The sequence below is a fragment of the Streptomyces pactum genome (assembly GCF_016031615.1).
Classification (GTDB): Bacteria; Actinomycetota; Actinomycetes; order Streptomycetales; family Streptomycetaceae; genus Streptomyces; species Streptomyces pactus.
Genome location: NZ_JACYXC010000001.1, coordinates 140,725 through 164,218, shown reverse-complemented (window position 1 = coordinate 164,218; position 23,494 = coordinate 140,725). Strand labels below are relative to the sequence as shown.

9 protein-coding genes are annotated in these 23,494 nt (G+C 74.2%); 7 read left to right on the top strand and 2 right to left on the bottom strand.

Annotated features, from left to right (window positions below; genetic code table 11):
* Window positions 1–106 precede the first annotated feature (106 nt).
* The 7 genes from IHE55_RS00630 (at window position 107) to IHE55_RS00600 (ending at window position 20,188) form a co-directional block, all read left to right on the top strand.
* The gene (locus IHE55_RS00630) at window positions 107–928 is read left to right on the top strand and encodes an SDR family oxidoreductase (protein WP_197987212.1); all 822 of its coding nucleotides are present in this window, start codon (window positions 107–109) and stop codon (window positions 926–928) included.
* Window positions 929–1,355: 427 nt separating this feature from the next.
* A complete protein-coding gene (locus IHE55_RS00625) occupies window positions 1,356–3,893 on the top strand; it encodes a hypothetical protein (protein WP_197987211.1) in 2,538 nt (845 codons plus the stop codon).
* A complete protein-coding gene (locus IHE55_RS00620) occupies window positions 3,886–8,595 on the top strand; it encodes a DUF6603 domain-containing protein (RefSeq protein WP_197987210.1) in 4,710 nt (1,569 codons plus the stop codon). Before IHE55_RS00625 ends, IHE55_RS00620 begins: the two co-directional genes overlap by 8 nt.
* A gap of 191 nt (window positions 8,596–8,786) precedes the next feature.
* Complete coding sequence (locus IHE55_RS00615; protein ID WP_307826430.1) at window positions 8,787–9,860, top strand: Kelch repeat-containing protein; 1,074 nt, start codon at window positions 8,787–8,789, stop codon at window positions 9,858–9,860.
* Window positions 9,857–13,099, top strand: a complete 3,243-nt coding sequence (locus tag IHE55_RS00610) for a hypothetical protein (protein WP_197987209.1) — start codon at window positions 9,857–9,859, stop codon at window positions 13,097–13,099. The genes IHE55_RS00615 and IHE55_RS00610 overlap by 4 nt, the downstream gene beginning before the upstream one ends.
* The gene (locus IHE55_RS00605) at window positions 13,081–18,360 is read left to right on the top strand and encodes a hypothetical protein (RefSeq protein WP_197987208.1); all 5,280 of its coding nucleotides are present in this window, start codon (window positions 13,081–13,083) and stop codon (window positions 18,358–18,360) included. The genes IHE55_RS00610 and IHE55_RS00605 overlap by 19 nt, the downstream gene beginning before the upstream one ends.
* Window positions 18,353–20,188, top strand: coding sequence for a hypothetical protein (locus IHE55_RS00600; RefSeq protein ID WP_197987207.1), 1,836 nt, complete (start codon window positions 18,353–18,355; stop codon window positions 20,186–20,188). Before IHE55_RS00605 ends, IHE55_RS00600 begins: the two co-directional genes overlap by 8 nt.
* 463 nt (window positions 20,189–20,651) lie before the next feature.
* On the opposite strand, the gene IHE55_RS00595 is transcribed toward IHE55_RS00600, so the two are convergent.
* On the bottom strand, window positions 20,652–21,608 hold the full coding sequence (locus IHE55_RS00595; protein ID WP_197987206.1) for a helix-turn-helix domain-containing protein: 957 nt from the start codon (window positions 21,606–21,608) through the stop codon (window positions 20,652–20,654).
* Window positions 21,609–21,757: 149 nt separating this feature from the next.
* Window positions 21,758–22,936, bottom strand: coding sequence for a S1 family peptidase (locus IHE55_RS00590; protein WP_197991689.1), 1,179 nt, complete (start codon window positions 22,934–22,936; stop codon window positions 21,758–21,760).
* Window positions 22,937–23,494: the final 558 nt, after the last annotated feature.

Here is a 23,494-nt window from a genome sequence, read left to right as displayed (position 1 = left end):
GCGGCACGGAACAGCGTCCGTCGGCGACGCGGAATAACCGTGTGGAACAAGCGAGTTGATCACGGTGAGTCCCGTCCGACCGCCAGCAGCGCCGCATGGAGCACCGATGAGCCGTACCCCTTCGCCCGCCGCCGGCTCCGTCCCCGAGCCCGCGTCCGCGCCCGGCCCCGGTGCCGCGCCCGCTCCCGAAGCGGTGGCCGGGACCGGTGCCGAGGCTCTGCGGGGGCGCACCGTGGTGCTGATCGGCGGCGGCTCGGGCATCGGTCTGAGCGTGGCGCACCGGGCCGTGGCGGCGGGTGCCCGCGTGGTGCTGGGCGGTCGCACGCCGGAGCGGCTGGCAGCCGCCGCCGATCGGCTGGGCCCGGCGGCCTCCTGGCGGAGCGTGGACACCACCGACACGGCGTCCCTGGCCGCGTTCTTCGCACCGCTGGAGCGGGTGGACCACCTGTTCACCTCCGCCGCCTCCTACCGGGTGGGCCCGATGCTCCGGCTGAGCGACGAGGACGCCCGGAGCCCGTTCGACTCGAAGTTCTGGGGCCAGTACCACGCGGTCCGGCACGCCGCGCCCAAGCTGGCCGCCGACGGCTCGGTGGTCCTGATGTCCGGCGCGGCCGGTGCCCGTCCGCCGGCTCCCGCGCCCGCCTACGCGGCCTGCAACGCGGCGATCGAGGGACTGGGGCGCGGCCTGGCGGTCGAGCTGGCGCCGGTCCGGGTCAACGTCGTCTCGCCCGGCACGGTGGACGGCAACCTGTGGGCGGGCCGCCCGGCCGCGGACCGGGAGGCGGCGTTCGCCCAGTACCGCCGGGACGCCCTGCTGCACCGGCCGGGCACGGAGGACGAGATCGCACACGCCGTGGTGTTCCTGTTCACCAACGGCTTCACCACCGGCTCGACCCTGTACCCCGACGGCGGCTACACGCTGCGCTGACGCGCACGGCCGCCTCGGGGACCGTGGCCCGCGTCCGGCCCCGGCCGGTACCGGCGCCCAGCCCGGCGACCTCCGTCCGTCCGGGTCTCGCCACCTGTCCGGCCCCCGCCCGGTCGGCTCGGGCGCCGGGCCCGCCACCGGCGAGCAGCGTCCGGATCGCCGGACCCCCGCCGGTACGGGAGCCGCGGCGCCATACGGAGGCCGCCCCCCGGGGGGGCGCGGTCCGGCCCGGGTGTCCATCTCGAACGGGTAGGCGAGCATCGTTCCCGGGGCGAGCAGCGGCGCGGGCGCCTCCACCCGCTCGGCACCTCTCACGTGCGCCGAAAGGGGGTAATGAACCGATTCACGCCTGACTTGCGGAGATTTATCGTGAATAGTGGAGTTCTGGTGGACAGCGCATGCCTGAGGGCGGACGGGAGAATCTACGATGCTGGATCTCCTGCTGCGCCCGCACTGCGATCTCCATATGGCGCAGACCGGTGCGCCGCCGCTCAGGCCGACCCTGCACACCGTCGAGGAGCCGCCGGCCTCCTCGCCCCCGACCGCCCCTTACGTGGTCAAGCAGGTACCGATCGGGCAGTGCGAGTTCGAGTTCTTCGCCCCCCACAAGCCGAAGGGCCAGCGCCTCCAGGGCGTGCCCACGTACAGCAAGGCCAACGGGACCATCACCGCCCCCGCCACCGGGATCTTCCTCTTCCAGGCGCACTTCGCGGACCGGTACCTGGTCGGCCGGCTCCAGGTGCACCGCTCGATGGACACCTGGTGGTTCGGCAACGACTCCCTCACCACCGCCCTCGACCCCACCGTCGGCCACGCCCAGCCGTCGGTCTACGCCAAGTTCAGCGACGACGACACCGGGACGGACCTGATCGGTGACATCACCGGGCACGGCTATGTCGAGCTGAAGTCGCTCGACCCCACCAAGGTCGTGGTGATGCCCGACGGCCGGCTGAGAGGGGCGGTCGTCACCCAGCCCAACGAGACGTGGACCGTCTCCGGCACCGCCCTGGGGCGCGTGGAGTTCCTGCCGGTGCGGGTGGTGGACTACTCGGCGGAACACCCGCTCACGCAGAGGCACGGGAGCCTGACCGACCTGGACAACAAGCACAACGTGCTGTTCCTCGCCGAAGGCTTCCGGGAACAGGACCGGGCGCGGTTCGACGAGATCGTCACCCGGGTCACGCACGAGCTGTTCGAGAAGCCCGCACACCAGCCGTACGGGATGCTGCGCGACGGCTTCAACGTCTTCGCGGCCTTCAGTCCGTCCGGGCAGCACATGGCGACCTGCGGCTTCCCGGTGACCGATGCCCGCGAGCAGGTGGTGGAGGGACGGGTGAAGGGCATCGGCGTGCCCGTTCCGGACAACCGCCGTGGCCCTCGGGGCGACCTGTACACCCTGGAGGACCTGGTCCGGAAGGTCGGTCTGCCCCGGCGCGGCGAACAGCGCACGCCGCCCGAGCTCCTGACCGAGTGGGGAACCCTGGACCTGGACAGGTTCGAGCCGGACAAGGTGGACCCCCCGCTCGTCGAGGCGTGGAAGAAACACCGGACGGGCGGGATCCTGCAGACCCGCGACACCTTCTTCGGTCTGTGCGTGGGGGTCCGGCTCGCCGATCGGTCGTCGGAAAAGGGCGCGGTGCCCAAACCCGCCCAGGACGGCCCGAACGACCCGGTGGTGAAGACCTTCGTCGCCCGGATGTACGAGTTCTTCCGGAACCAGCCGACCCGGCGCATCGGGTTCGACCCGCGCCGCCACCCGCCCGCGTACTTCCTGCCCCAGGGTTTCATCCACCGCCAGCACACCTTCCACCGCTACCTCGACAGCGTGCGGGTGCCCGGCTCCACGCTCGCGATCGGGGCCCAGTGGCAGCCGGACCCGTCCCGGTTCCGGCGGAGCTACGGTCTGGTCGGCCTGATCGTCAACGACAGCCTGTGGGGCGGCACCAACTTCCAGACGGCGCTCGCCCTGTCGCTGAACCGGCACCAGGAGCTCGCCTACGTCTATCCGAGCGCGGTGGAACGGCAGCTCAGACGCCGGGACCCGGAGTCCGCCCTCCCCATCGACTGGGACGACGCCGTCGCGGGGATGGCACACGAATTCGCCCACACCTTCAACCTGGGTGACGAGTACGAGTTCTTCGCCCTCGACGAGAGCCTCCCGCTGCCGGCCGAGGACCTGGCCCGGGACAACGTCTCCCAGCTCGGATTCCTGGTGGCGGGGGCGCCGGCCGACCGCCATGTCGACCCCGACAAGGTCAAATGGCTGAAGCTGCCCCGTATCCGCGCGGCGGCGGTGCTGCTCGCCGACTCGGTGAACGTGACCAGCCCGGTCAGGGGCGTCAAACTCACCATCGGCACCGGCAACACCGCCGAGTGGGAGCAGGCCCGCACACGCTCCACCGAGGTGCGGCTGCGCGCCTTCAACCCACCGGCCGACGGCCGGCAGCTCCCCCTGAAGGAGACCTCGGACGAGTACCTCCCCGGACTGCTCGTCGGGCAGGTCCTCGCCGCGGAGGGCGCGATCGTCCTCACCCGCGCCGGAACCACGACCTTCCCGCTGTTCCGGAAGGGCTCCCTCGTCTACATCCCGCTCAAGGACAACCACGGCCAGCCGCTCGCCGTGGTGGAACAGAAGGTGCTCAACCACCTCCGGACCAACAAGGCCCCGCTCAACCGCAACCCGGACCGGAAGACCCCCACCAAGGCCGAGGACGTACCGGTGGACATCCCCGGCTTCGACGCCCCCTGCCGGCCGGCCCGGCTGATCGGGATCTTCGAAGGCGCCGCCAACTTCTCCAACTCGCACTACCGGCCGACCGGCCGGTGCAAGATGCGCGACGGCCCGATGGAGTTCTGCTTCGTCTGCGCGTGGCTGATCGTCAACCGCGTCAACCCCGCCCTGCACCCCCTCCTCGACAAGAACCACTACCCGGAGTCGAAGAAGGAGGCGAAGAAGCATGAGTGAGCCGGGCACGTTCGAGCGCGTGCTGGCCGGGATCGGGCAGGCGCTGCTGCCGCTGCGTCAGGCGCTGGCGTCGCCCGCCGAGTTCTCCTCGCTCCTGCTGCGGCTGGGCTGGGTCACCGACACCGTCCCGCAGCCGTTCGTGGACCTCCGCGCCGGCGTCGAGACCCTGTACGACGCCCTGCGCGGACTGCTCGGAGACGGCGGCCTGAGCGTCGGCGGCTCGGTCGGCGACGGCGGGGCGTCCGCCGAGGTCTCCTTCCACCCGGACGACGTCAAACGCGCACTCGCCGCCGTGCAGGGCGTGGTCAGGGCCATCCGGGCGATCGCCGACGCACCCGCCTCCGCCATCCCGGCCTCGCTGCGCGCGGACGGCTTCCAGCAGATCTTCCCCCGCCAGCTGCTCGACCACCTGCTCATCGACTACCTGCGGCGCTACCACCCGGGGATCGGCTTCGCCCTGCGCAGCCTGGGCGTGGCCAGGGCCTCCTACGCCCCGGCGGCCGGCGGCCGCCCGCCGTACCTGGGCCTCACCCTCGACATCGGCGCACTGCCCCGGCTGCTGACCGACCCGGCGCAGGTCCTGAAGGACGCGTTCGGCTGGGGCGGCCCCGGCTTCGACCCGGCCGTGCTGCTGTCCCAGCTGGACAACCTGCTGCGCGCCCTGAGCCTGAACGTGGACATCGGCGAGGTCCCCGAGGCCACCGTCGCGGCCGTCCAGGGCTCCCTGCCCGGCCCGCTGTCACCGCCGTCCGAGGCGCTGAGCGCGGTCGTCTTCGAACGCTTCGGAGCCGGTACCCGGATGTCCGCGGGAGCCCGGCTGATGGAGCTGCCCGCCACCGACGGCGCCCCGCCCGGCCTGGCGCTGCTGCCGTCCTTCGCCGGGACCCAGGGGTTCCGCTTCGAACTCGGCCCGGACCTGGCCGTCACCGTCTCCAGCGACCTGGACCTGTCCCGCGGCGTCGCGCTGCTGGTCCGACCCGGCCGGGGCGTGGAGATCGTCGCGGGGTTCGAAGCGCCCGGCACCCCCGCCCGCACCAAGGGCACCCTCGACGTCCGGGTCGACCGGTTCGGCCCGGCCGGCGCACCGGTCGTCGTCCTCGGCTCGCCCGGCGGCACCCGCCTGCAGTGCCGCCGCATCGGCGGCGCGGGCGGTGTGCGGATGGTGGGGGAGCACCCCGACCTGTTCGCGGAGATCGAGCTGGACGGCCTGGAATTCGTCCTCTCACCCGCGGGCGCCGACGGCTTCCTCGCCTCCGTGCTGCCCCGCGAGGGATTCACCCTCGGCGCCGACCTCGCCCTGGGCGTCTCGCACCAGCAGGGCTTCTACTTCCGCGGCACCTCCCACCTGGAGATCCGGCTCCCGGTACACCTGGAGCTCGGCCCGCTGGAGATCCAGGGACTGACCCTCTCCGCGGCACCGGCCGGGGACCGGCTGCCGGTCGTCGCCGCCGCCTCCTTCCGCGCACGGCTCGGCCCGCTCACCGCGGTGGTCGAACAGATCGGCCTGCGGGCCGACCTGGCCTTCCGGCCGCAGCACGACGGCAACCTCGGCCCGCTGGACATCACCTTCGCCTTCCAGCCGCCCAGGGGCGTGGGCCTGTCGCTGGACGTCGGGCCCGTCAAAGGCGGCGGATTCCTCCTCTTCGACCCCGACCACGGCGAGTACGCCGGGGCGCTGGAGCTGGAGTTCGCCGGCTTCCTGGAGCTCAAGGCGATCGGCCTGATCAGCACCCGCATGCCGGACGGCACCGGCGGATTCTCCCTGCTGATCGTGATCACCACCGAGTTCGCCGGACCGGGCCTCCAGCTCGGGTACGGCTTCACCCTGCTCGCCGTGGGCGGAATCATCGGCCTGAACCGCCGGATGGACCTGCGGGCGCTGGCGGAGGGCGTGCGCACCGGCGCCGTCGAGTCGGTGATGTTCCCCGAGGACGTCGTCGCCAACGCCCCCCGGATCCTGTCCGACCTGCGCCGCTTCTTCCCGCCCGAGGAGGGCAGGTTCCTCGTCGGACCGATGGCCAGGATCGGCTGGGGGACCCCGACGCTGGTCAGCGTCGCACTCGGGGTGGTCATCGAGGTCCCGCCCGGCAACATCGCCGTCCTCGGCGTGCTCAAGTGCGTCCTGCCCGGTGCGGACCTGCCGCTGCTGGCGCTCCAGGTCAACTTCGTGGGTGCCCTGGAGCCCGAGCGGTCCAGGCTGTGGTTCTTCGCCGAACTCTTCGACTCGCGCATCCTGATGATGACCCTGGACGGCGGCATGGGCCTGCTCGTGGCCTGGGGCGACGAGCCGGACTTCGTCCTCACGGTGGGCGGGTTCCACCCCTCCTTCCGGCCGCCGCCGCTGCCCTTCCCGGTGCCCAAACGCCTCTCGGTGGACATCCTCAACATGCCGGGCCGGCTCATCCGGGTGTCCGGGTACTTCGCCGTCACCAGCAACACCGTCCAGTTCGGTGCCGCGGCCGAACTCAGACTGGGCTTCGCCGGTTTCGGCGTCGAGGGCCACCTGGCGTTCGACGCGCTGTTCCGCTTCTCGCCCTTCGCGTTCCTCGTCTCGGTCTCCGCCGGGGTCACCCTGAAGGCGTTCGGTGTCGGGGTCTTCGGCATCGACCTGCGGCTCCAGCTGGAGGGCCCGGCCCCGTGGCGGGCACACGGCCGCGGTTCGGTCTCCCTGTTGTTCCTGGAGATCTCCGCCGACTTCGACATCACCTGGGGCGAGGAACACCACACCACCCTGCCGCCGATCGCCGTCCTCCCCCTGCTCACCGGCGAGTTCGGCAAGCACGAGGGCTGGCGGACCCAGCTCCCCTCGGGGGGCTTCGACCCCCTGGTGACCCTCCGGCAGCCGGCCGCCACCGGCGAGCTGGTCCTGCACCCGCTCGGCACGCTGTCGATCCGGCAGCGGGCGGTACCGCTCGGGGTCCGCCTGGACCGGATCGGCGCCCAGCGACCGGGCGACGGCAGACGGTTCACCGTGGCACCGGCACCGGGCAGCGGGCTGGTCCAGATCTCCGTCACCGACGACCGCTTCGCCATGGCGCAGTTCCAGGACATGGACGACGCGGCCAAACTCTCCCGCCCGGCCTACGAGCTCCAGGACGCCGGCCTGGAGCTGACCTCCGCGGGCGGGGTGCTCCTGGCGCCGCGCGCGGTCCGCCGCAGCGCCCGGTACGAGCTGCACATCATCGACGGCGGCGTTCCGCAGGGCGCCGCGGCGGCGCGCCGCGTCGTCCCCATGGCGGGGCGCACCGCCACCGCCACCGAGACGGTCCCGCGCAGGAGGTACCACAGCGTCAGCCCCGCGGTGTTCCGGCAGATGCTCCAGGGCAGCAGCACCAGCCGGTCACCGCTGTCGCAGCGGGAGGCCCGGCTGCGCCGGCCGTTCGCCCCGGAGGAGACGGTACGGCTGACCGCCAAGCGCTATGTCGTGGCCAACGTCCGCAACAACGTCCAGGCCTACCCGCCGGGCGGCGGCCGCTCCGCCCCGGCCGGCTTCCGCAGCCTGACCACCGCCCAGGACGCCCTCGCCGATTGGATCGGCCGGGACGCCGCCCTGGCCGGGGCCCTGCACGTGATCCCGGAGGACGAAGCCGTCGGCCGGCCGGGTGAGCCCGGGGCCTGGGCGTCCGCGGGCGTCCTGCCGTCCCCCGTGCGGGGCACCGACGCGGTCCGCCTGCTCAACGGCAAGGTGCTGATGGCCGGCGGCACCGACGGGGCCGGCACCGCGCTCGCGGCCACCGCGGTGTTCGACCCGGTCGCCGCCGTCTGGGACACGGCCCCGCCGCTGGCCACCGCCCGGCGCCGGCACACCACGTCCAGGCTCGCCGACGGCCGGGTCGTCGTGGCGGGCGGCCTCCCGTCCGGCACCGGCGGCGGCCTGGCCGGCGCGGAGATCTACGACCCGGCCACGGCCGTCTGGACGGCCACCGCGAACGGGCTGACCACCGCGCGCCACGGACACTCGGCCACCGCGCTGGGCGACGGCACGCTGCTGGTCGCCGGAGGTGTCGGCCCGGACGGCCGGGCGCTGGCCACCGCGGAGATCCTCGACCCGCTGACCCGCACCTGGTCCGCCGACACCCCGCCCATGACCGACGCGCGCACCGGCCACCAGGCCGTGCTGCTGGGCGACGGCAGGGTCCTGGTGGCCGGCGGCGCGCTGCCGACCGGCGGACCCGACAGCGCCGTGGCGTACTGCGAGCTCTACGATCCCGCGCACGGCTGGACCCCGACCGGCAGCCTGCACACACCGCGCACCGGCCACCGGGCGACGCTGCTGGCCGACGGCAGGGTCCTGGTCACCGGCGGGGACGCCGTCGCCGGGCCGGGCCCCTACCACCCGGGCAGCCTGCCCGACGCCGAGATCTACGACCCGGACACCGGCGCCTGGACCCGCCTTGCCCCCATGCCCGGGGGCCGCAGCCGGCACCGGTGCGTCGCCCTGCGCTCCGGCCGCGTCCTGGTCGTCGGCGGGACTGGCGGGCCCGCCCACGGCACGGGCTACCGCAGCGTCACCGTCCTCGACCCGGCGCGGGGCACCTGGACCACCACCGGGGGCCTGGCCGTCGGGCGGGCCGACTGCGCGGCGGTGGAACTGGCCGACGGCCGGGTGCTGGTGGCGGGCGGCACGGCCCTGGCCGGAGCCGCGGCCCCGGGCCCCGAACCCTTCCACCTGGCCGCGACCGCCGAGCTGTACCTCCCCTGAACCCCCGAACCACCCGGGTCCCGGTACGCGACCCGCCCCACCCCCGCCCCCCGACCACTGATCGGCCGAGCCCGACGACGGAAGGTCCCCCACCATGAGCAGTCCGACCCTGGCGGCCCCCTGCGGCCTGGACGGCCGCACGCGACCTGGCCAGGGCCACCGCCTGGTCCGGGCAGCACGACGGGCCGGTCGTGCTCCAGGCCGGCGGCAAGGTCCTGGTCGCCGGCGGCGCGGACGCCACGGGCGCCGCACTCGGGCAGGCCGCGGTCTACAACCCGGCCGACGACACCTGGACGCCCACCTCCACCCAGCCCTCGCCCCGGCGGCTGCACACGGTGACCCGGCTGGCCGACGGCAGGGTCCTGATCACCGGAGGCCTCACCGCACCCACCTCACCCGCACTGGCCTCGGCCGAGCTGTACGACCCGACGACCGGCAGCTGGACCCCGGCGGGCACCATGAAACAGGCCCGCTGGGGGCACAGCGCGGTGCTGCTGCCCAGCGGCAAGGTGCTGGTGGCCGGCGGCACCGCCGCCCGGTCGACCGGCACCACCCGGGCGCTGCGCTCGGCCGAACTGTTCGACCCCGCCGCCACCACCGACGCCCAGCGGTGGACCCCGGCCGCCGACATGACCGATGCGCGCACCGGCCACCCCGCCGTCGTCCTCCAGGGCGGCAAGGTGCTGGTGGCCGGCGGCACCGCACCCGTGGGCACCGCCCAGGACCCGGCGCTCGCCTTCTGCGAGCTGTACGACGCGGACCGGGACGCCTGGACACCGACCGGCAACCTGGTGCACCCCCGCGCGCTGCACCAGGCCACCCCCCTCTCCGCCACCGCCGTCCTGGTGACCGGCGGACGGGCACCGGGCGCCTCCGAGGACGGCACGTTCGACCCGCTGAGCCGCCGGACGGCGGAGCGCTACGACCTGACCACCGGCGTGTGGACACCGGTGAGGGACATGGACGCCGGCCGCGCCCGCCACCGCGCGGTCCCCTTCGGCGCGGGGAAGGTCCTGGTGATCGGCGGCACCGGCGGCGGCGACGAGGCCGGCTACCGCAGCGTGGCCCTGTACGACGCGGGCACCGACACCTGGACCGTCCGGCCCGGGCTCGGCACCGGACGGTGGGCCCTGGCCGCCGCGGTCCTCCCGGACAACCGGGTCCTCGTCACCGGGGGCGTGACCCGCTCCGGCCTCGCCGCCGCGGACCCGGCGGTCACCGAACTGACCGCCTCGTCGGAGATCTTCACCGGGAGCGGTGCGTGACCGAGAACGCCTACACCTTCCTGCCCTGGCTCCGGTCCGGTCTCACCACCCGCATCTCCGGCGACCCCGGGACCGCCCAGCGCGCCGCCGTACCGGTCGAGCTCACCGTCACCGGCGAGGCGCTGGACGGCACCCCGCTGACCGGCACCGTCAAGAAGGACGTGCAGCTCTACGGACCCGGCGACGTGGTCGGCGTGGGCGACCGGGCGATCTCCCGCCGCGAACCCCGGCCCGGCACCACCAACGTCGAACCCAACTACCTGGCCCACATCGAGTTCTACGACGAGGTCTTCCCCTGGCGCTACAGCCCCGCCCCGCACGGCGGCGGCCGGCTGATGCCCTGGCTCGCGCTGATCGTGCTGGCCGGCCGCACCGACCCGGCGGGAGAGCCGGCCGAGTTCGAGGAGGGACCGGCCGGCGGGGGACCGCTGCCGTACATCACCGTCAGGCGGCCGGACGCCCTGCCGCCCCACGACCAGCTGGGCGCCTGGGCGCACGTCCACGTGGACGGCTCGCTCGACACCGCCGTCGCCCAGGACCTCGACGGATCCGGCGACGCCGTGCTGCACCGCCTCGCCGACGTGCTGCGCACCGATCCGGACCGGGCCTGCGCCCGGCTGATGTGCCCGCGCCACCTCCGGCAGAACCAGGCCTACGACGCCTTCCTGGTGCCCGTGTTCGAGACCGGGCGGCTGGCCGGGCTGGGCCTGGACCCGCGGCGGGCGCCGCGCGCCCTGCAGCCGGCCTGGGGCCAGGGCTCCGGCTACCCCGGCCGGGACGCGGAGGACCGGCTGCCGTACTACCACCGCTGGTCCTTCACCACCGGCGCCACCGGCGACTTCGAGTACCTGGTCCGGCTGCTCGAACCCCGCCGCCCGGATCCGCGGGTCGGCCGCCGCGACATCGACGTGCACCGACCGGCCGGCCCCGGCCTCCCCGGCATCACCACGCCGGAGCCGATCGGCGGCGTCCTGCGGCTCGGCGGCGCGCTCCAGGTGCCCGAACCCCCGCTCGACGACTGGGAGAACTGGGACAACTGGTACGGCCGGCCGCCGCCCGCGGCGCCCTACCCGCACCCGTTCCAGCAGGCGCTGGCCAAGCTGGTCAACCTGGCCGAGGCCTACCAGCGGCAGACCCCCGAGGAGGCCCACCTGGCGCTCCCCGCCGGCCAGGCGGGCACGCTCGCGTCGGGCGTCGACCCGGTGATCACCCCGCCGCTCTACGGGCGCTGGCACGCCATGACCTCCCAGCTGCTGGTCGACGGCGACGGGGACCCGCTGCCCGAGCCGGCCAACCGGAACTGGGTGCACCGGCTCAACCTGGACCCGCGCTACCGGGTCGCCGCGGGCTTCGGCACCCAGGTGGTGCAGGAGCGGCAGGAGGAGTTCATGGACGCCGCCTGGGCCCAGATCGGCGACGTCCTCCAGGCCAACGCACGGATCAGGGCCGCACAGCTGGCCCGCGAGGTCGGGCACCGGATCCAGGCCAAGCACCTGACCCCGCGCCCGGCCCCGGCCACCACGCCCGCGGCGGAGCCGGCGCCGTCGGGGAAGTACCTGACCCTGACCGCCCCTGCGCACGGCCGCGTCACCGCCCTCGTGGCGGCCGCCGCGGGAACGGCCACCGCCGAGCGGCTCGCCGTCGGCCACTGGGTGGCCGCCAGCCAGGTCTCGGCGGCGCCGCTGTCCGCGACGATGCGGCGGATCACCCGTCCCGGGGCACGGCTGATGAGGTCGCTGAAGTTCCCCGCGGACAAACCCCGCCACGCCCTGGTGCCGCGGATGGACGGCGCCCTGGGCGGGGTCACGGCCGCCCCGCCCAGGACCCGGCCGGCCGCCCTGATCACCCCGGCCCGGCTGCACCGCGAACTGCACCCGGTGATCGGGGTACAGCCGGCCGCCACCGGCACCAACCCGGTCCCCACCCTGCCGATGAGCCGCGACTTCGTGCTCAAGGAGCTCGGTGACCCCGTCACGCCCTCCACCGGCGGCACGGTGGACAGTCCGGAGGCCCAGCGCTTCAAGGGCGCGCTCGGCGAGCTCTACGAGGGCTGGGAGATCGCCGCCACCGTCGGGCAGCCGCCGCGCCCCCGGCCGCCGCTGGGGGTCACCGGCACCACCGGAGCCGTCCTCGACCGTCTGCGCGCGGACTCGACCGTGCCGCGGAGCCTGCTCAGGTCGGTGACCCTGCCCGAACGGCTGCGCGGGTTCGCCGAGAAGTTCGTCGAGGCCATGGCCTACCCGGTGTTCGACCTGCCGATGTACCGGTCACTGCTGGACAGGTCGGTGGACGTGTTCGTCCCCAACCTGCATTTGATCCCCGCGAACTCGATCACCCTGCTGGAGAACAACCGTCGGTTCATCGAGGCCTTCCTCGTCGGACTCAACCACGAGATGGCCAGGGAGATGCTCTGGCGCGAGTACCCGACCGACCAGCGCGGCAGCCCCTTCCGCCAGTTCTGGGACCCGCGCGCGGCCCTCTCCCCGCCCCACGAGACGGCCGAGCGGCGCCGCGAGCGGCTCCGCGACATCACACCCGTCCACCAGTGGGGGCCCACCGCCCTGCTCGGACAGAACGGCAACCGCCGGCGGCCCGCCGCCCCCGGCGTCCCCGCCAAGGAGGACCTGGTGCTGGTCATCCGCGGCGAGCTGCTGAAGAAGTACCCCAACGCCGCGGTGTACGCGCACAAGGCGGCCTGGCCGCTCGACCGGCACGGCAACCCGGTCACCACCGGCGAACGGGTCCTGGCCCCGCTCCCCGACGAGAACCACCCGACCGCGGACCTGGTCCGGCTGCCCCTGTACGAGGCCACCGTCGAACCGGACATCCACCTGCTGGGGTTCGACCTCGACGCGGCCGAGGCCCGCGGCCGGCCGCCCGGCGACCTGGGCTGGTTCTTCGTCATCAAGGAACGCCCCGGCGAGCCCCGGTTCGGCGCGGACGACACCGACGGCACACCGCCACCGGTCGAGGTCTGGAACGACCTCACCTGGCAGCACATCGACCCCAACCGTCTCGGATTCATCCGGTTCGCCGACACCGTCCGGGTCCCGCTGGTGCCGCTCGACGGGTCCGAGGACGACCAGGAGAAGCTGGAGCAACGGGGCGAGGACGACGGCCTGCCGCTGTGGCACGCCGACCTCAGCTCGGCCGACATCGCCTACATCCTCTTCCAGGCTCCGGTCCTGGTCGCCGTCCACGCACAGGAGATGCTCCCGGTATGGCCGAGAACGACCTGAACGACGACTACCCCGTCCTGCTCGGCCCGGTGCGGATCGAGACCCGGTTCACCGCGACGGAACTGCTGGTCCGCGTCTTCCCCGACGAATGGGCGGTGGACACCTTCGAACCCCTGCCGAGCGAGGCCGAACTGGCCGCGCTCGACGCGTACTGGACGGCGCTGTGGCGCAGCGGCGGCCGCCCGGCCGCCGAGCAGGCGGCCTGGCAGGAACTGGCCGCCCGGGTCCCCGCCGGCCGGGCGACCTGGCTGCTGCGCGACCGCACGCCCGCCAACCCCGGCGACCGCCCGCTCGCCGTCCCGCCGGACACCACCGTCCTGGTGGTCCTCGGCCCCACCGCCCCGGCCGCCGAGGACCGGACGCCGACGGTCTCCTACTGGACGGCCGTGTGGCGCGCGCACGGGGACCGCGCCGCGCTGCGGGCGGCCGACGCCGCGCTGCTCGCCGCCGTGGGGCCCGTCAGGGCGGCGGCCGTCCGGGCCCGCCGCCCGGCCGGCATCGAGGAGGCCCCGACCGCGTCCGGCGACGCGGTCCTGGTGGCGTTCCTGGTGATGCCGCGCCCGCCCGCCGCGCAGATCCGGCCGCAGTCGTGGACCGCGCCCGCCCGGGCCCGGCTGCTGCCCGACCACTTCCGGGTGATGGGCTGGGTCGGCCCTCGCCAGGTGTTCTCCGTCGAGGGGCAGCCGGTCCCGGCCACCCTGACCGTCGGCCCCGACCCGACCGCCACCGACCGGCTGAAGGTCGACGAGACCACCGGAGCGCTCCACGTCCCGGACGAACTGCGCTGGCTGACCGACTTCGACCGCGCCGTGGCCGTCGGCATGGGCGTGCGGATCCCGCTGGCCGACACCTTCCGCAACGGTCTCGACCGGCTGGTGGTGCTCGGCCTGCGGCGCGGGACCACCGCCGAACAGACCGCCACCGACCTCACCCGCCACCTGGCCCGCCAGCTGCACAGCCGTGCCGGACTGAGCCTGCTGCCCCAGGGCACCCCGACCAACAACAGCCCCCGCACGGCGGCCGGCCTGGACCCCGGGGCCGAGGCCGACGCGGGCCTGCGCTCGGAGGCACTGCTGCGGAACACCTCGGCCTCCACCGGCTGGAAGGACCGGACCGACGGCCGGTGGTTCGCCGAACTGCTCGGACTGGACCCGGCCGAACTCGCCGGGATGCCCTACGCCGACGGCACCGACCAGCGGGAGGCCCGGGCCGCCAACACCGCACTGTGGCCCGCCACCTGGGGCCACCACCTGAAAACCATGCTCAACCCCCTGCTCTCCCGCGCCGCGGTCGAGGAGACCAGGCGCTTCTTCGTCAGGCACGTCTCCGGGCGGGGGCCGGTACCCGCGGTGCGGATCGGCAGACAGCCGTACGGCATCCTGCCCACCACCGCCTTCTCCCGGCTCGCCTGGCCGGCCGCCGCGGCACACCGGCGCGGCCTGCACAAGGTGCTCACCGCCGCCGCCCAGGACTGGGCGACCGCCGCCGACAAGGTCGCCCGCCTCGGCGGCCCGGTCACCGACGTGCACCAGCACCTGCTGGACATCCTGGCCCTGCATCCCAGCTCGGCCGAGTACCACCAGCGGTACGCGCAGAGCGTCGAGGACATCTTCAACCGGGAGAACCTCGGTGCGCTCGGCCCCGCCGTGCTCCCCGCGCTGGACCGGCTGAACATGCCCGGCCCGATCCGCGCGCTGCTGACCCGCTTCGGCCACACCGGCACCGGCCCGGAACAGGACCCCGACATCATGCGCCGCCTCTTCGTGGACGAGCAGTACCCGCTGCTCGCCCCGCTCGTCGACGACCGGCCGCTGTCGGAGACCGACCCGGTCCGCCCCTACACCGCGGACGGCCGGAACTACCTCCGGTGGCTGGCCGCCCACGCGCGCACCGACCTGGAAGCCGTCCGCACCGAGGCCGGATTCCCGGCCGACGACCGCCCGTCCGCACTGCTGTACCTGCTGCTGCGGCACGCCCTGCTGCTCGGCTGGGCGGACGCCGCCACCGAACTGGCGATCAAGGCGCAGGTCGCCACCGCGACCGAGATCGCGGCGACCGACCCGCCGTTCATCCACGTGCGGATCCCGCAGCCCGGGCACCCCCTGCCCAGCGAGAGCCGCTTCCGGCGGCTGTACTCGCCCTCGTACGAGATCACCGGCCACCCCACCCGGCTGGTCGTCGACCACATCCCCAGGGTGCTCGCCACCGACCCCGGTACCACCCCCGGCACCGAGCGCCTGGCCGAGCAGGCCGACGCGCTGGAGGTGCTGGCCCCACTGCCCACCGCCCGGCTGGAGCGGCTGGCGGCCGAACACCTCGACTGCGCCACCTACCGGCTCGACGCCTGGCTCCTGGGCCTGGCCAACGAGCGGCTGTCGGAACTGCGGTACGGGCCCGACGGCTCCGCCCCGGCCGCACGCGGCGTCCACCTGGGGGCGTACGGCTGGCTGGACGACGTCCGACCGCGCACCGACCGGCTCACCCCCGCCCAGCTGACGGGACCGCTCGCGGACGTCTTCCAGGGCACCGCACCCCTGCTGCACGACCCGGACAACGGCGGATACCTGCACGCCCCGTCACCCGACCACGCCCGGACGGCCGCCGTGCTGCGGGCCGGCTACCTCGCCAACGGCTCGCGGGAGGAACCCGGTTCCTTCGCGGTGAACCTCAGCTCGGGCCGGGTCCGGGCCGCGCTGTCCGTCCTGGACGGCCTGCAACAGGGACAGTCGCTGGGTGCCCTGTTCGGCTACCGGCTGGAACGCGCCCTGCACGACAGCCACGCCCAGGCCGAGGTGGACAGCCTCGTCTCCGCCCTGCGACTGGTCTTCCCGCTGCGGGCCGGCCGGATCCCCCAGACCGCCCCGCAACCGGCGGACCCCTCCCGGCCCGTCGCCATCGAACAGATCGAGGCCCGGAACGTCATCGACGGACTCGCCCTGATCCGGCACCTGACCCGCGAGGACGTCCCCGACACCTACCCCTTCGGGCTGGGCAGCGAGCTCCCCCCGGCCACCGAGGACCAGCGGAAGGCCGTGGACGCGGCGGTGCGGGGCCTGCTGGACCTCCACGACGCGCTCGCCGACCTCGCCGTGGCCGAGGCAGCCCACCAGGCACTGGCGGGCAACACCGAACGGGCCGGTGCCACCCTGGACGCCTACGCCAAGGAGGGCCTGCCGCCCGACCCCGCGGTGGTCCGCACCCCCCGCAGCGGCACCACCCTCACCCACCGCTTCGGCCTGTGCCTCACCCCCGGCCTGGGCCCCGACCACGGGGCGCCGCTGCTCGGCCGCAACAACCCGCGGGCCCAGGCCGAGCCCGCCGTCAACGACTGGCTGCCCAGCCTGCTCCCCGCCCCCGCCACCGTGGTCGCCCGGGTCACCTGGACCGACCCGGTGAGCGGCCGGCCGGGCAGCCGCGACGTCACCCAGGCCGACACCGGCCTGCAGCCGATCGACCTGCTGTGGGCGCTGCGGCCGGCCGGCGAGGGAGCCATGACCGACCTCGACGACCGGCTCGTCGGGGTGGTCGTCGCCAAGGACAGCCCGCGGCCGGACGCCGAGCTGACCATCCGGTACACCGACCCGGTCGCCGGGAAGATCACCTTCTTCCAGCTCTCACCGCTGGTCGGTGCCCTCCGGTCCCTGCTCACCACCGGCCGCCCGCTGCGCCCCGGCGACCTGATGCCCGGAGCGGGCACCGAACCCGCCGGCCGGGAGGCCGACGCCGCCGTCTCCCTGCCCCGGGAACGCCCGGCCGCCGTCCGCGCCTCGCTGGAGACCCTCCGCCGGCAGCTGGACGACCACCTCGCCACCCTGGCACCGCTGTACCCGGAGGACGCCCCGCCCCGCCGCCCGGAACTGCTCGCCGGCATCGACACCCTGCTCACCGGATACGCCCAGCTGGTCACCACCGCCGCCGGGTTCGGCATGGTCCGCAGCGGCTGGGGCGAGATGGTCCAGTGGCGGCGCGGCGTGTTCACCGACGTGCTGGCCGCCGTGGCCGAGGTCGCGGAGCGGATGACCAGGGCGCTCGCCGAGGCCGACGCGCTGCTCGCCGCGTACGACGCACTGCCGGCCGGCACCTCCAACGCGGAACGCTTCCGGCTGCTCCAGCAGGCGGAACGGCTGATCGCCACCCGGCCGACCAGCCCCCTCCCGTCGAGCCCCCTGTCGATGCGCCTGACCGTCGGCAACCGCCGGCAGGCCTTCAACACGCGCCTGCAGGCCCTCAGGGCACAGGCCCGGACGACCAGGACCACCCTCAGCGGCCTGCTCGCCGAGGTCGCCGCCAAGCTGCCGCTGACCGACTTCGACCCCGCCGGACTGGACCTGACACCGTTCCAGGACCGGGTGGTCGCGCAGGGCCGCGACCTGCTGGACCGCTCCCTCGCGCTGAAGACGGAGATCAACCGCAGAGCGGCCGCCGCGGACGCCGCGCTGTCCGTCCTCGACGCGGCGGTCACCGGCCCGGACCGCGTCGCGGCGGCGACCGACGCGCTCAAGGCCCTCCTCGGCGAGGACGTCCTTGCGGTACCGGAGTTCACGCCCCCCGCCCAGCTCGCGGCCGACTGGGCCAAGGCCCGCGACGACAGCGGAAAACTGGTCCAGCACCTCACCCAGCCCCCGTTCGGGCGGGCCTTCCCGATCGACGACTGGGCCCACGGGATCGCCCGGGTACGCGACAAGCCCCGACTGTGGGAGAAGGCCGTCGTCCTGAGCGACGCGCTGCGCGGCACCGGCGGACTCCTCGGCGACCTGCTCCAGGCCAAGGAGCCGCAGCTGGTGCCGGTCCAGCTGCCCTACCGGCCGGACGACCACTGGCTGGCCATGGAGTTCAAGCCGGGGACCGGCGTCACCGAGGACAAGGTGCTGTTCACCGCGCACTACACACCCGCCCCGCTGCTCGGCTCCGCCACCCTCGTCGGCCTGCTGTTCGACGAGTGGACCGAGGTGATCCCCGCGGAACGGGAGACCACCGGGATCGCCGTCCACTTCGACGGCCCCGACTCCGAGCCGCCGCAGGCCATGCTGCTGGTCGTGCCGCCGGTGCGGACCGGAACCTGGAGCGAGGACGACCTGCTCCTGGCGGTCCGGGAGACCTACGAACTCGCCAAGGCGAGGGCCGTGGAACCGGCACACCTCGACGACAAGGCCTACGCCCACCTGCTCCCGGCCACGGTCATGCCGGCCACCCGGCAGCCGATCACCATCTCCACCGACCTCGCGATCGCCAACCAGCGCTGGAGGGCCGCCCATGACTGAACCCCGGATCGACGACCTGGCCCAGGCCCTGGCGGACCGTGCGAGGCCGGCCGTGGGGGTGTGGAACCGCCTGGAGGGCAGACCGCGCACCACCGACTTCACCCGGGCGCTGCGCGCCGAGGTCCGCGACGCGCTGTGGATGGTCACCCGGCAGTGGCAGCTCGGCGAGTTCCGCGGCTCGGACGCCGGCTCACCGGTCACCGCGACCTACTCGGTGGCGGCCTGCCCGCCGGACCGGTTTCGGCCCCACGGTGCCGCGGCCGGCCCGCTGCCCCGGGACCGGCCGCTGGAGACGGTGGCCGAGCGGCGCCCGCTGCCGTTCGCGTTCGGCACCGACCCGATCGGGTTCGACCTGCGGCTGGCCATCGGACGGCGGTGGATGAAGCTGCTGGGCGGGTCCGCGGTGCTGGGCAACCTGGTGTTCGACTTCCGGGGCCAGTACGTCAAGCGGTATCCGATCGCACCGCCCGACCCGGCGAAGGACGCCGACGCCCCCCGGGTGGCGCACCCCGAGGTGTGGGCGACCCTGCAGGCCGTCGCCGGACGCCGGATGGACGGCTACCTGCTCTACCGGCACATCAAGGACGGCGGCCGGGCCTCCGACGGCATCAACGACCTGCTGCACCTGCACTACCCCGCGCTCGACGCGCTCGGCGAGGACCTGGTCGCCTGGTTCGACGGCCTGATCGACCAGCCGGCCGGCGACACCACCTGGGACCCGCGCCGGCTCGAACACCGTTTCTCGGTGGCCGCCGCGGCCCCGGACGGCGGTGAGAAGGTCCTCACCGCCCAGGAGTACCCGGGGGGCGAACTCGACTGGCACGCCTTCTCCGTCGATCCGGGCACCCCGGTCGGCGGCACCGCGCCGCCGCCCCCGCCGCTCAACCGCACGGTGTTCCCCGCCCCGGTCCGCTACCAGGGCATGCCACTGCCCCGCTGGTGGGCCCTGGAGGACGGCGGCACCAACTTCGCCGCGGTCGCCCCGGACAGCACCGACCTGGCCCGGCTGATCTTCCTGGAGTTCGCCCTGGTCTACAGCAACGACTGGTACCAGCTCCCGTGCGACCTGCCCGCCGGGACGGTGGCGCGCGTCCAGGGCCTGGCGGTCACCGACGTGTTCGGCCAGCGGCTGTGGATCACCCCGGCCGGGACCGGGAGCGACGAGGACTGGCAGCGCTGGTCGATGTTCACCCTGGACACCATCGGCACCGAGGACGTGCCGGCCGACACCGGCCTCTTCCTGCCGCCCGGTGTGCCCAAGGTGGCGGACGGGCCGCCGCTGGAGGAGGTGTCGCTGGTCCGGGACGAGAACGCCAACCTGGTCTGGGGGCTGGAGAGGACCGTGCGGCTGGCCACCGGCGAAGGCCACCGGGGCAGCGAACTCGCCGCCGCGATCCAGGCCCACCACCTGCGCCTGCACCCGCCTGCCCCGCCGGACGACCCGCTGGCACCGGTCGCCTACCAGGCGATGAACTCGGTCCCGCAGAACTGGATCCCGTTCATCCCGGTGCACGTGCCCGGTGACAACCGCAGCATCCAGCTGCAGCGCGCGGCCATGCCGCACGTCGTCGGCTCCCTGCCGCCCGTCCAGCCGAGGACGGCCCTGCTGCGGGAGGGGCTCGACCTGCCCCAGCCACGGGGGTACTTCGTGAACGAGGAGGAGGTCCCGCAGTCCGGTACCCGGATCACGGTGGCCTACAACCGCGCCCGCTGGCGCGACGGCCGGGTGAGCGTCTGGCTCGCCGCCCATCGGGGCACCGGCCGGGGAGAGGGATCCAGCGGCCTCGCCTTCGACCTCCTCATCGACACCCCCGGCCCGGAGCGGTGACCGGCGGCACCCGCCGCCGGCGGCCCCGGGCACGCCGGCCGCGCACCGGCGGCCCCGGGACCGCCGGCGCGCCGTGTGCGCACCGGTCGGCGGCGACCGGTCCTCCTGAGCGACTCCGTTGAGCGACTCCGCGCCCTCGCGGGCGTTGCCCCGGGCCCCGGCGGCGCGCGCCCGCGCGATCAGCACGGTTCTGCCGGTGATCCGCCCGGCCGCCCGGCCCGGACCGGCCGGGCGGCCTTGCCGACGGCCGGTCCGGGCCGGGCCCGTCCCTGCTCACCGGCGGCCAGGGGCGCCCGCCGGGCTCCGCCCGCGGCCGGAACCGGCCGGTCCCCGGGGGCCGCAGCCGGTCAGCCGGCGGGGAGGGACGTGAGGCACGTGCCCCGGCCGAGGGCCGCCCCGACGGAGCCACCCGACGGGTCCGGACAGCGCGCCGGGTGCCGTCCGGGGCCGCCGGGCACGTGGATCAGGGTGACCGCACGCCGGAGCACGGCCCGCCGGGTGCCGGACGGTCCGGCCACGTCCACTCGATCCCGTACACGCCGGGAACGCACTTCGCGGGCAGCAGGTGCGTGGTGTGGAAGGCGTCGAGGCCGACGCGGTGGCGGCGCTGCGGCTCGCCGCCGAGCTGCCGGCGGTAGTAGTGCCAGCAGTTCGACGGCAGGGCCCGGGGGTGGAACCGCACGTGGAGCAGGTAGGCCTTCTGCGGCGTGGGGACGCGGCGCTCGTGCTGGTACGAGATGCCCGTGGCGGAGTACCGCACCGTGTACTCGACGACCGCGGTCTCGTTCACCGCCAGGCGGCGCCCGAGGGGGATGTCGGCCGCCACGCAGTCCACCTCCGGCAGGAACCGGACGGGCGGCGCCGGCCCGTACGGGACGGTGAGGTCGATCGTCTCCGCCTTCGGGAAGTCCAGGGAGTGGATGACCGTCAGGTGCTCGGCGCCGCTGCGCACCGCCCGGACCACCGTGGTGACGCGCGTCTCGTCGATGAAGCGCTCCTCGTTCACGTTCACCGTCTCGTGGACGACCAGTCGCCGCAGGCCGGCGTTGAAGTGGGGGAAGGCCGCACCGAGGACCCGCTCGACGTCGGAGTTCTCGCCGTAGACACCCCGGACGGCGACCGGGTCGTGCGGCGGTGCCCAGCCGCGTGGCCGGCGGGGACCCAGCAGCGAGCGCAGCGTGCCCGCCGGCAGGCCGAGCAGCGGTTCCAGCGCGTCGACGGCGCGCAGCGACTGGGCCTTCTCCGGCTGGCTGCGTCCGCTCTGCCAGTAACTGAGCGTGGCCGGACTGACGCTGATCCCGTGTGACCGGAGGTGGTCGCGGACCCGTTCCAGGGACAACCCGCGCCGGCGCAGGGCCTGGCGGAACACGGTCGCGAACGTCGCGTCGTCGGGACCGTCGGTGCGGGGGGCGTTCGGCATGATTCCTCCAGCCGGCGAGGAGGTCGTCACAGGTGGGGCCGGGGCCGGGATCCGGCGGGAACGACGCGTCCGTTCCGGGGCACACGGCCCGGCGGGCCGCCCACCCTATCCGGTGAGCGGCCCGTGAGCGCCTGTGCTGCGGCGATGGATCAGTTGGTGTTCAGGGTCAGCCCGTAGTAACGGAGAGTGTCGTCGAGCGGCTGGAAGTACGACGAGCCACGCGAGTTGACACCGGAGCACTGCTGACCGATCGGCCCGCCCGAGGTCATGCCCTGGGCCTGGTTGCCGGAGATGTAGGCGCCGCCGCTGTCCCCGCCCTCGGTGCAGACGCTGGAGGTGGCCAGGCCCGAGACGACGGTGTCCGGACCGCCGTTCTGGTCCTTGTAGGTGACGGTGACGTTGTAGGAGCCGACCGTGCCGCAGGTCCAGCCGGTGGTGGCGCCGGACTTGCACAGGGCGGCACCGGAGGCGGCGCGGCTGCTGCCCTTGACGGCTATGGGGCTGCTCTGGCCCCAGGTGCCCACGGACGTGGTGATCGAGTGGCCGGAGTAGACGGAGGCGATACCCATGTCCACGCTGCGGGTACCGAGCGCGAAGCGGGTCTTCACACCCTTGGCGAAGGCGGTGCCGTCGTACCGCAGGGTGGGCAGGTCCGACACGCAGTGCCCGGCCGTGACCAGGTACTGGTTGCCGGCCTGGTCCCGCGCGCCGTATCCGACGGAACACCACCCGCTGGTGTTGTTGATCGTCATCTTGCTGCCGGGGTAGATCGCGGCCTGGGGCGCGAGCTTCTCCTGCCCCCGCACGATCCTGACGGCCGAGCCGTGCTCGGCGGCCTTGGCCAGGAACGCCTTGGCGGCGGCCCCCCGGTCGTCGTTGACCTTGACGGTCACCTTGTCGGCGGCCAGGTCCACGGACCAGGCGACTACGCCGGAGGGGACTCTGGTGGAGGCGGCGGCGTCCAGCTCGGCCTTGATCTTGTCGAGCGCGGCCTGGCCGCGGGCGGGCACCCGGGCGGTGAGGCCGGCCTTCTCGATCCTGGCGACGTCCGAGGCCTCCTCGGCGTTGACGATCAGGTCGCCGGAGGCGTCGAAGAACGCCCCGTCGTCGGATATGCCGCTCTTCCGCAGGCCGGCCAGCTCGGCCTGCTGGGCGTCCTGCCGGTCCAGCCGGTCGACCGCGTCCTGCTCGCTCACCCCGAGGGAAGCGGCGAGCGCCTGCACCATCTCGGGCTGGTAGCGCCCGGTGGACGCCGTGCCCTGCGCCTGCGCCATGGTCTGGGTCCCCAGCACCGCGGAGGCCGAGAGGACAACGCCTACCGCGGCCATGCCGAATTTACGTGAGTTACGCACATTGATTCCTTCCGTGGAGCAGACAGGAACCGAGGGGGGTTATCGCCGAAACGTGCCGATGTCGCATCGCCGAAGAGTGGTTCCTGCCCGGCGGGAGTGGGAACTCGCCGCGTCCGGAACTATGGCCCGGCGCCTGAACGCGGTTCAAGGTGCGGAACAGCGGCAACATTTAACAGAAAGCGCGACGGAATTGTTGATTCGAATCGTGCCGCACCCCGCCTCGCCTGGACTTATGCCGGTATCTTCCGGGTCGGCCCCGGCCGGCTGGCGTGGCTGTGTCGGGCACGTGGCGGGCGAACGTGTGCGGAAGGTGCCTTCCGTCGGAAATTCCTGGCCGATCGACTCCTGGGTGGGCGCTCGTATCCGCGCCCGGAAATAGGAGAAGGTATATAGGCGCCGGCCGGCACCTGACGGGAGAACGAGCTCACCGGCACCGGTGGCTCCGACGATTCGGCACCGTCACAGAACAACGGCCGTGGTCGTCAGAGGCTGCGCGTACGGCCGGGGGCCCGCCGGGACGAGCTGACGGCCGGG

Coding starts and splice junctions, on each gene's coding strand:
- IHE55_RS00630 (WP_197987212.1), top strand. CDS start 107: ATGAGCCGTACCCCTTCGCCCGCCGCCGGCTCCGTCCCCGAGCCCGCG.
- IHE55_RS00625 (WP_197987211.1), top strand. CDS start 1,356: ATGCTGGATCTCCTGCTGCGCCCGCACTGCGATCTCCATATGGCGCAG.
- IHE55_RS00620 (WP_197987210.1), top strand. CDS start 3,886: ATGAGTGAGCCGGGCACGTTCGAGCGCGTGCTGGCCGGGATCGGGCAG.
- IHE55_RS00605 (WP_197987208.1), top strand. CDS start 13,081: ATGGCCGAGAACGACCTGAACGACGACTACCCCGTCCTGCTCGGCCCG.
- IHE55_RS00600 (WP_197987207.1), top strand. CDS start 18,353: ATGACTGAACCCCGGATCGACGACCTGGCCCAGGCCCTGGCGGACCGT.
- IHE55_RS00595 (WP_197987206.1), bottom strand. CDS start 21,608: ATGCCGAACGCCCCCCGCACCGACGGTCCCGACGACGCGACGTTCGCG.
- IHE55_RS00590 (WP_197991689.1), bottom strand. CDS start 22,936: ATGGCCGCGGTAGGCGTTGTCCTCTCGGCCTCCGCGGTGCTGGGGACC.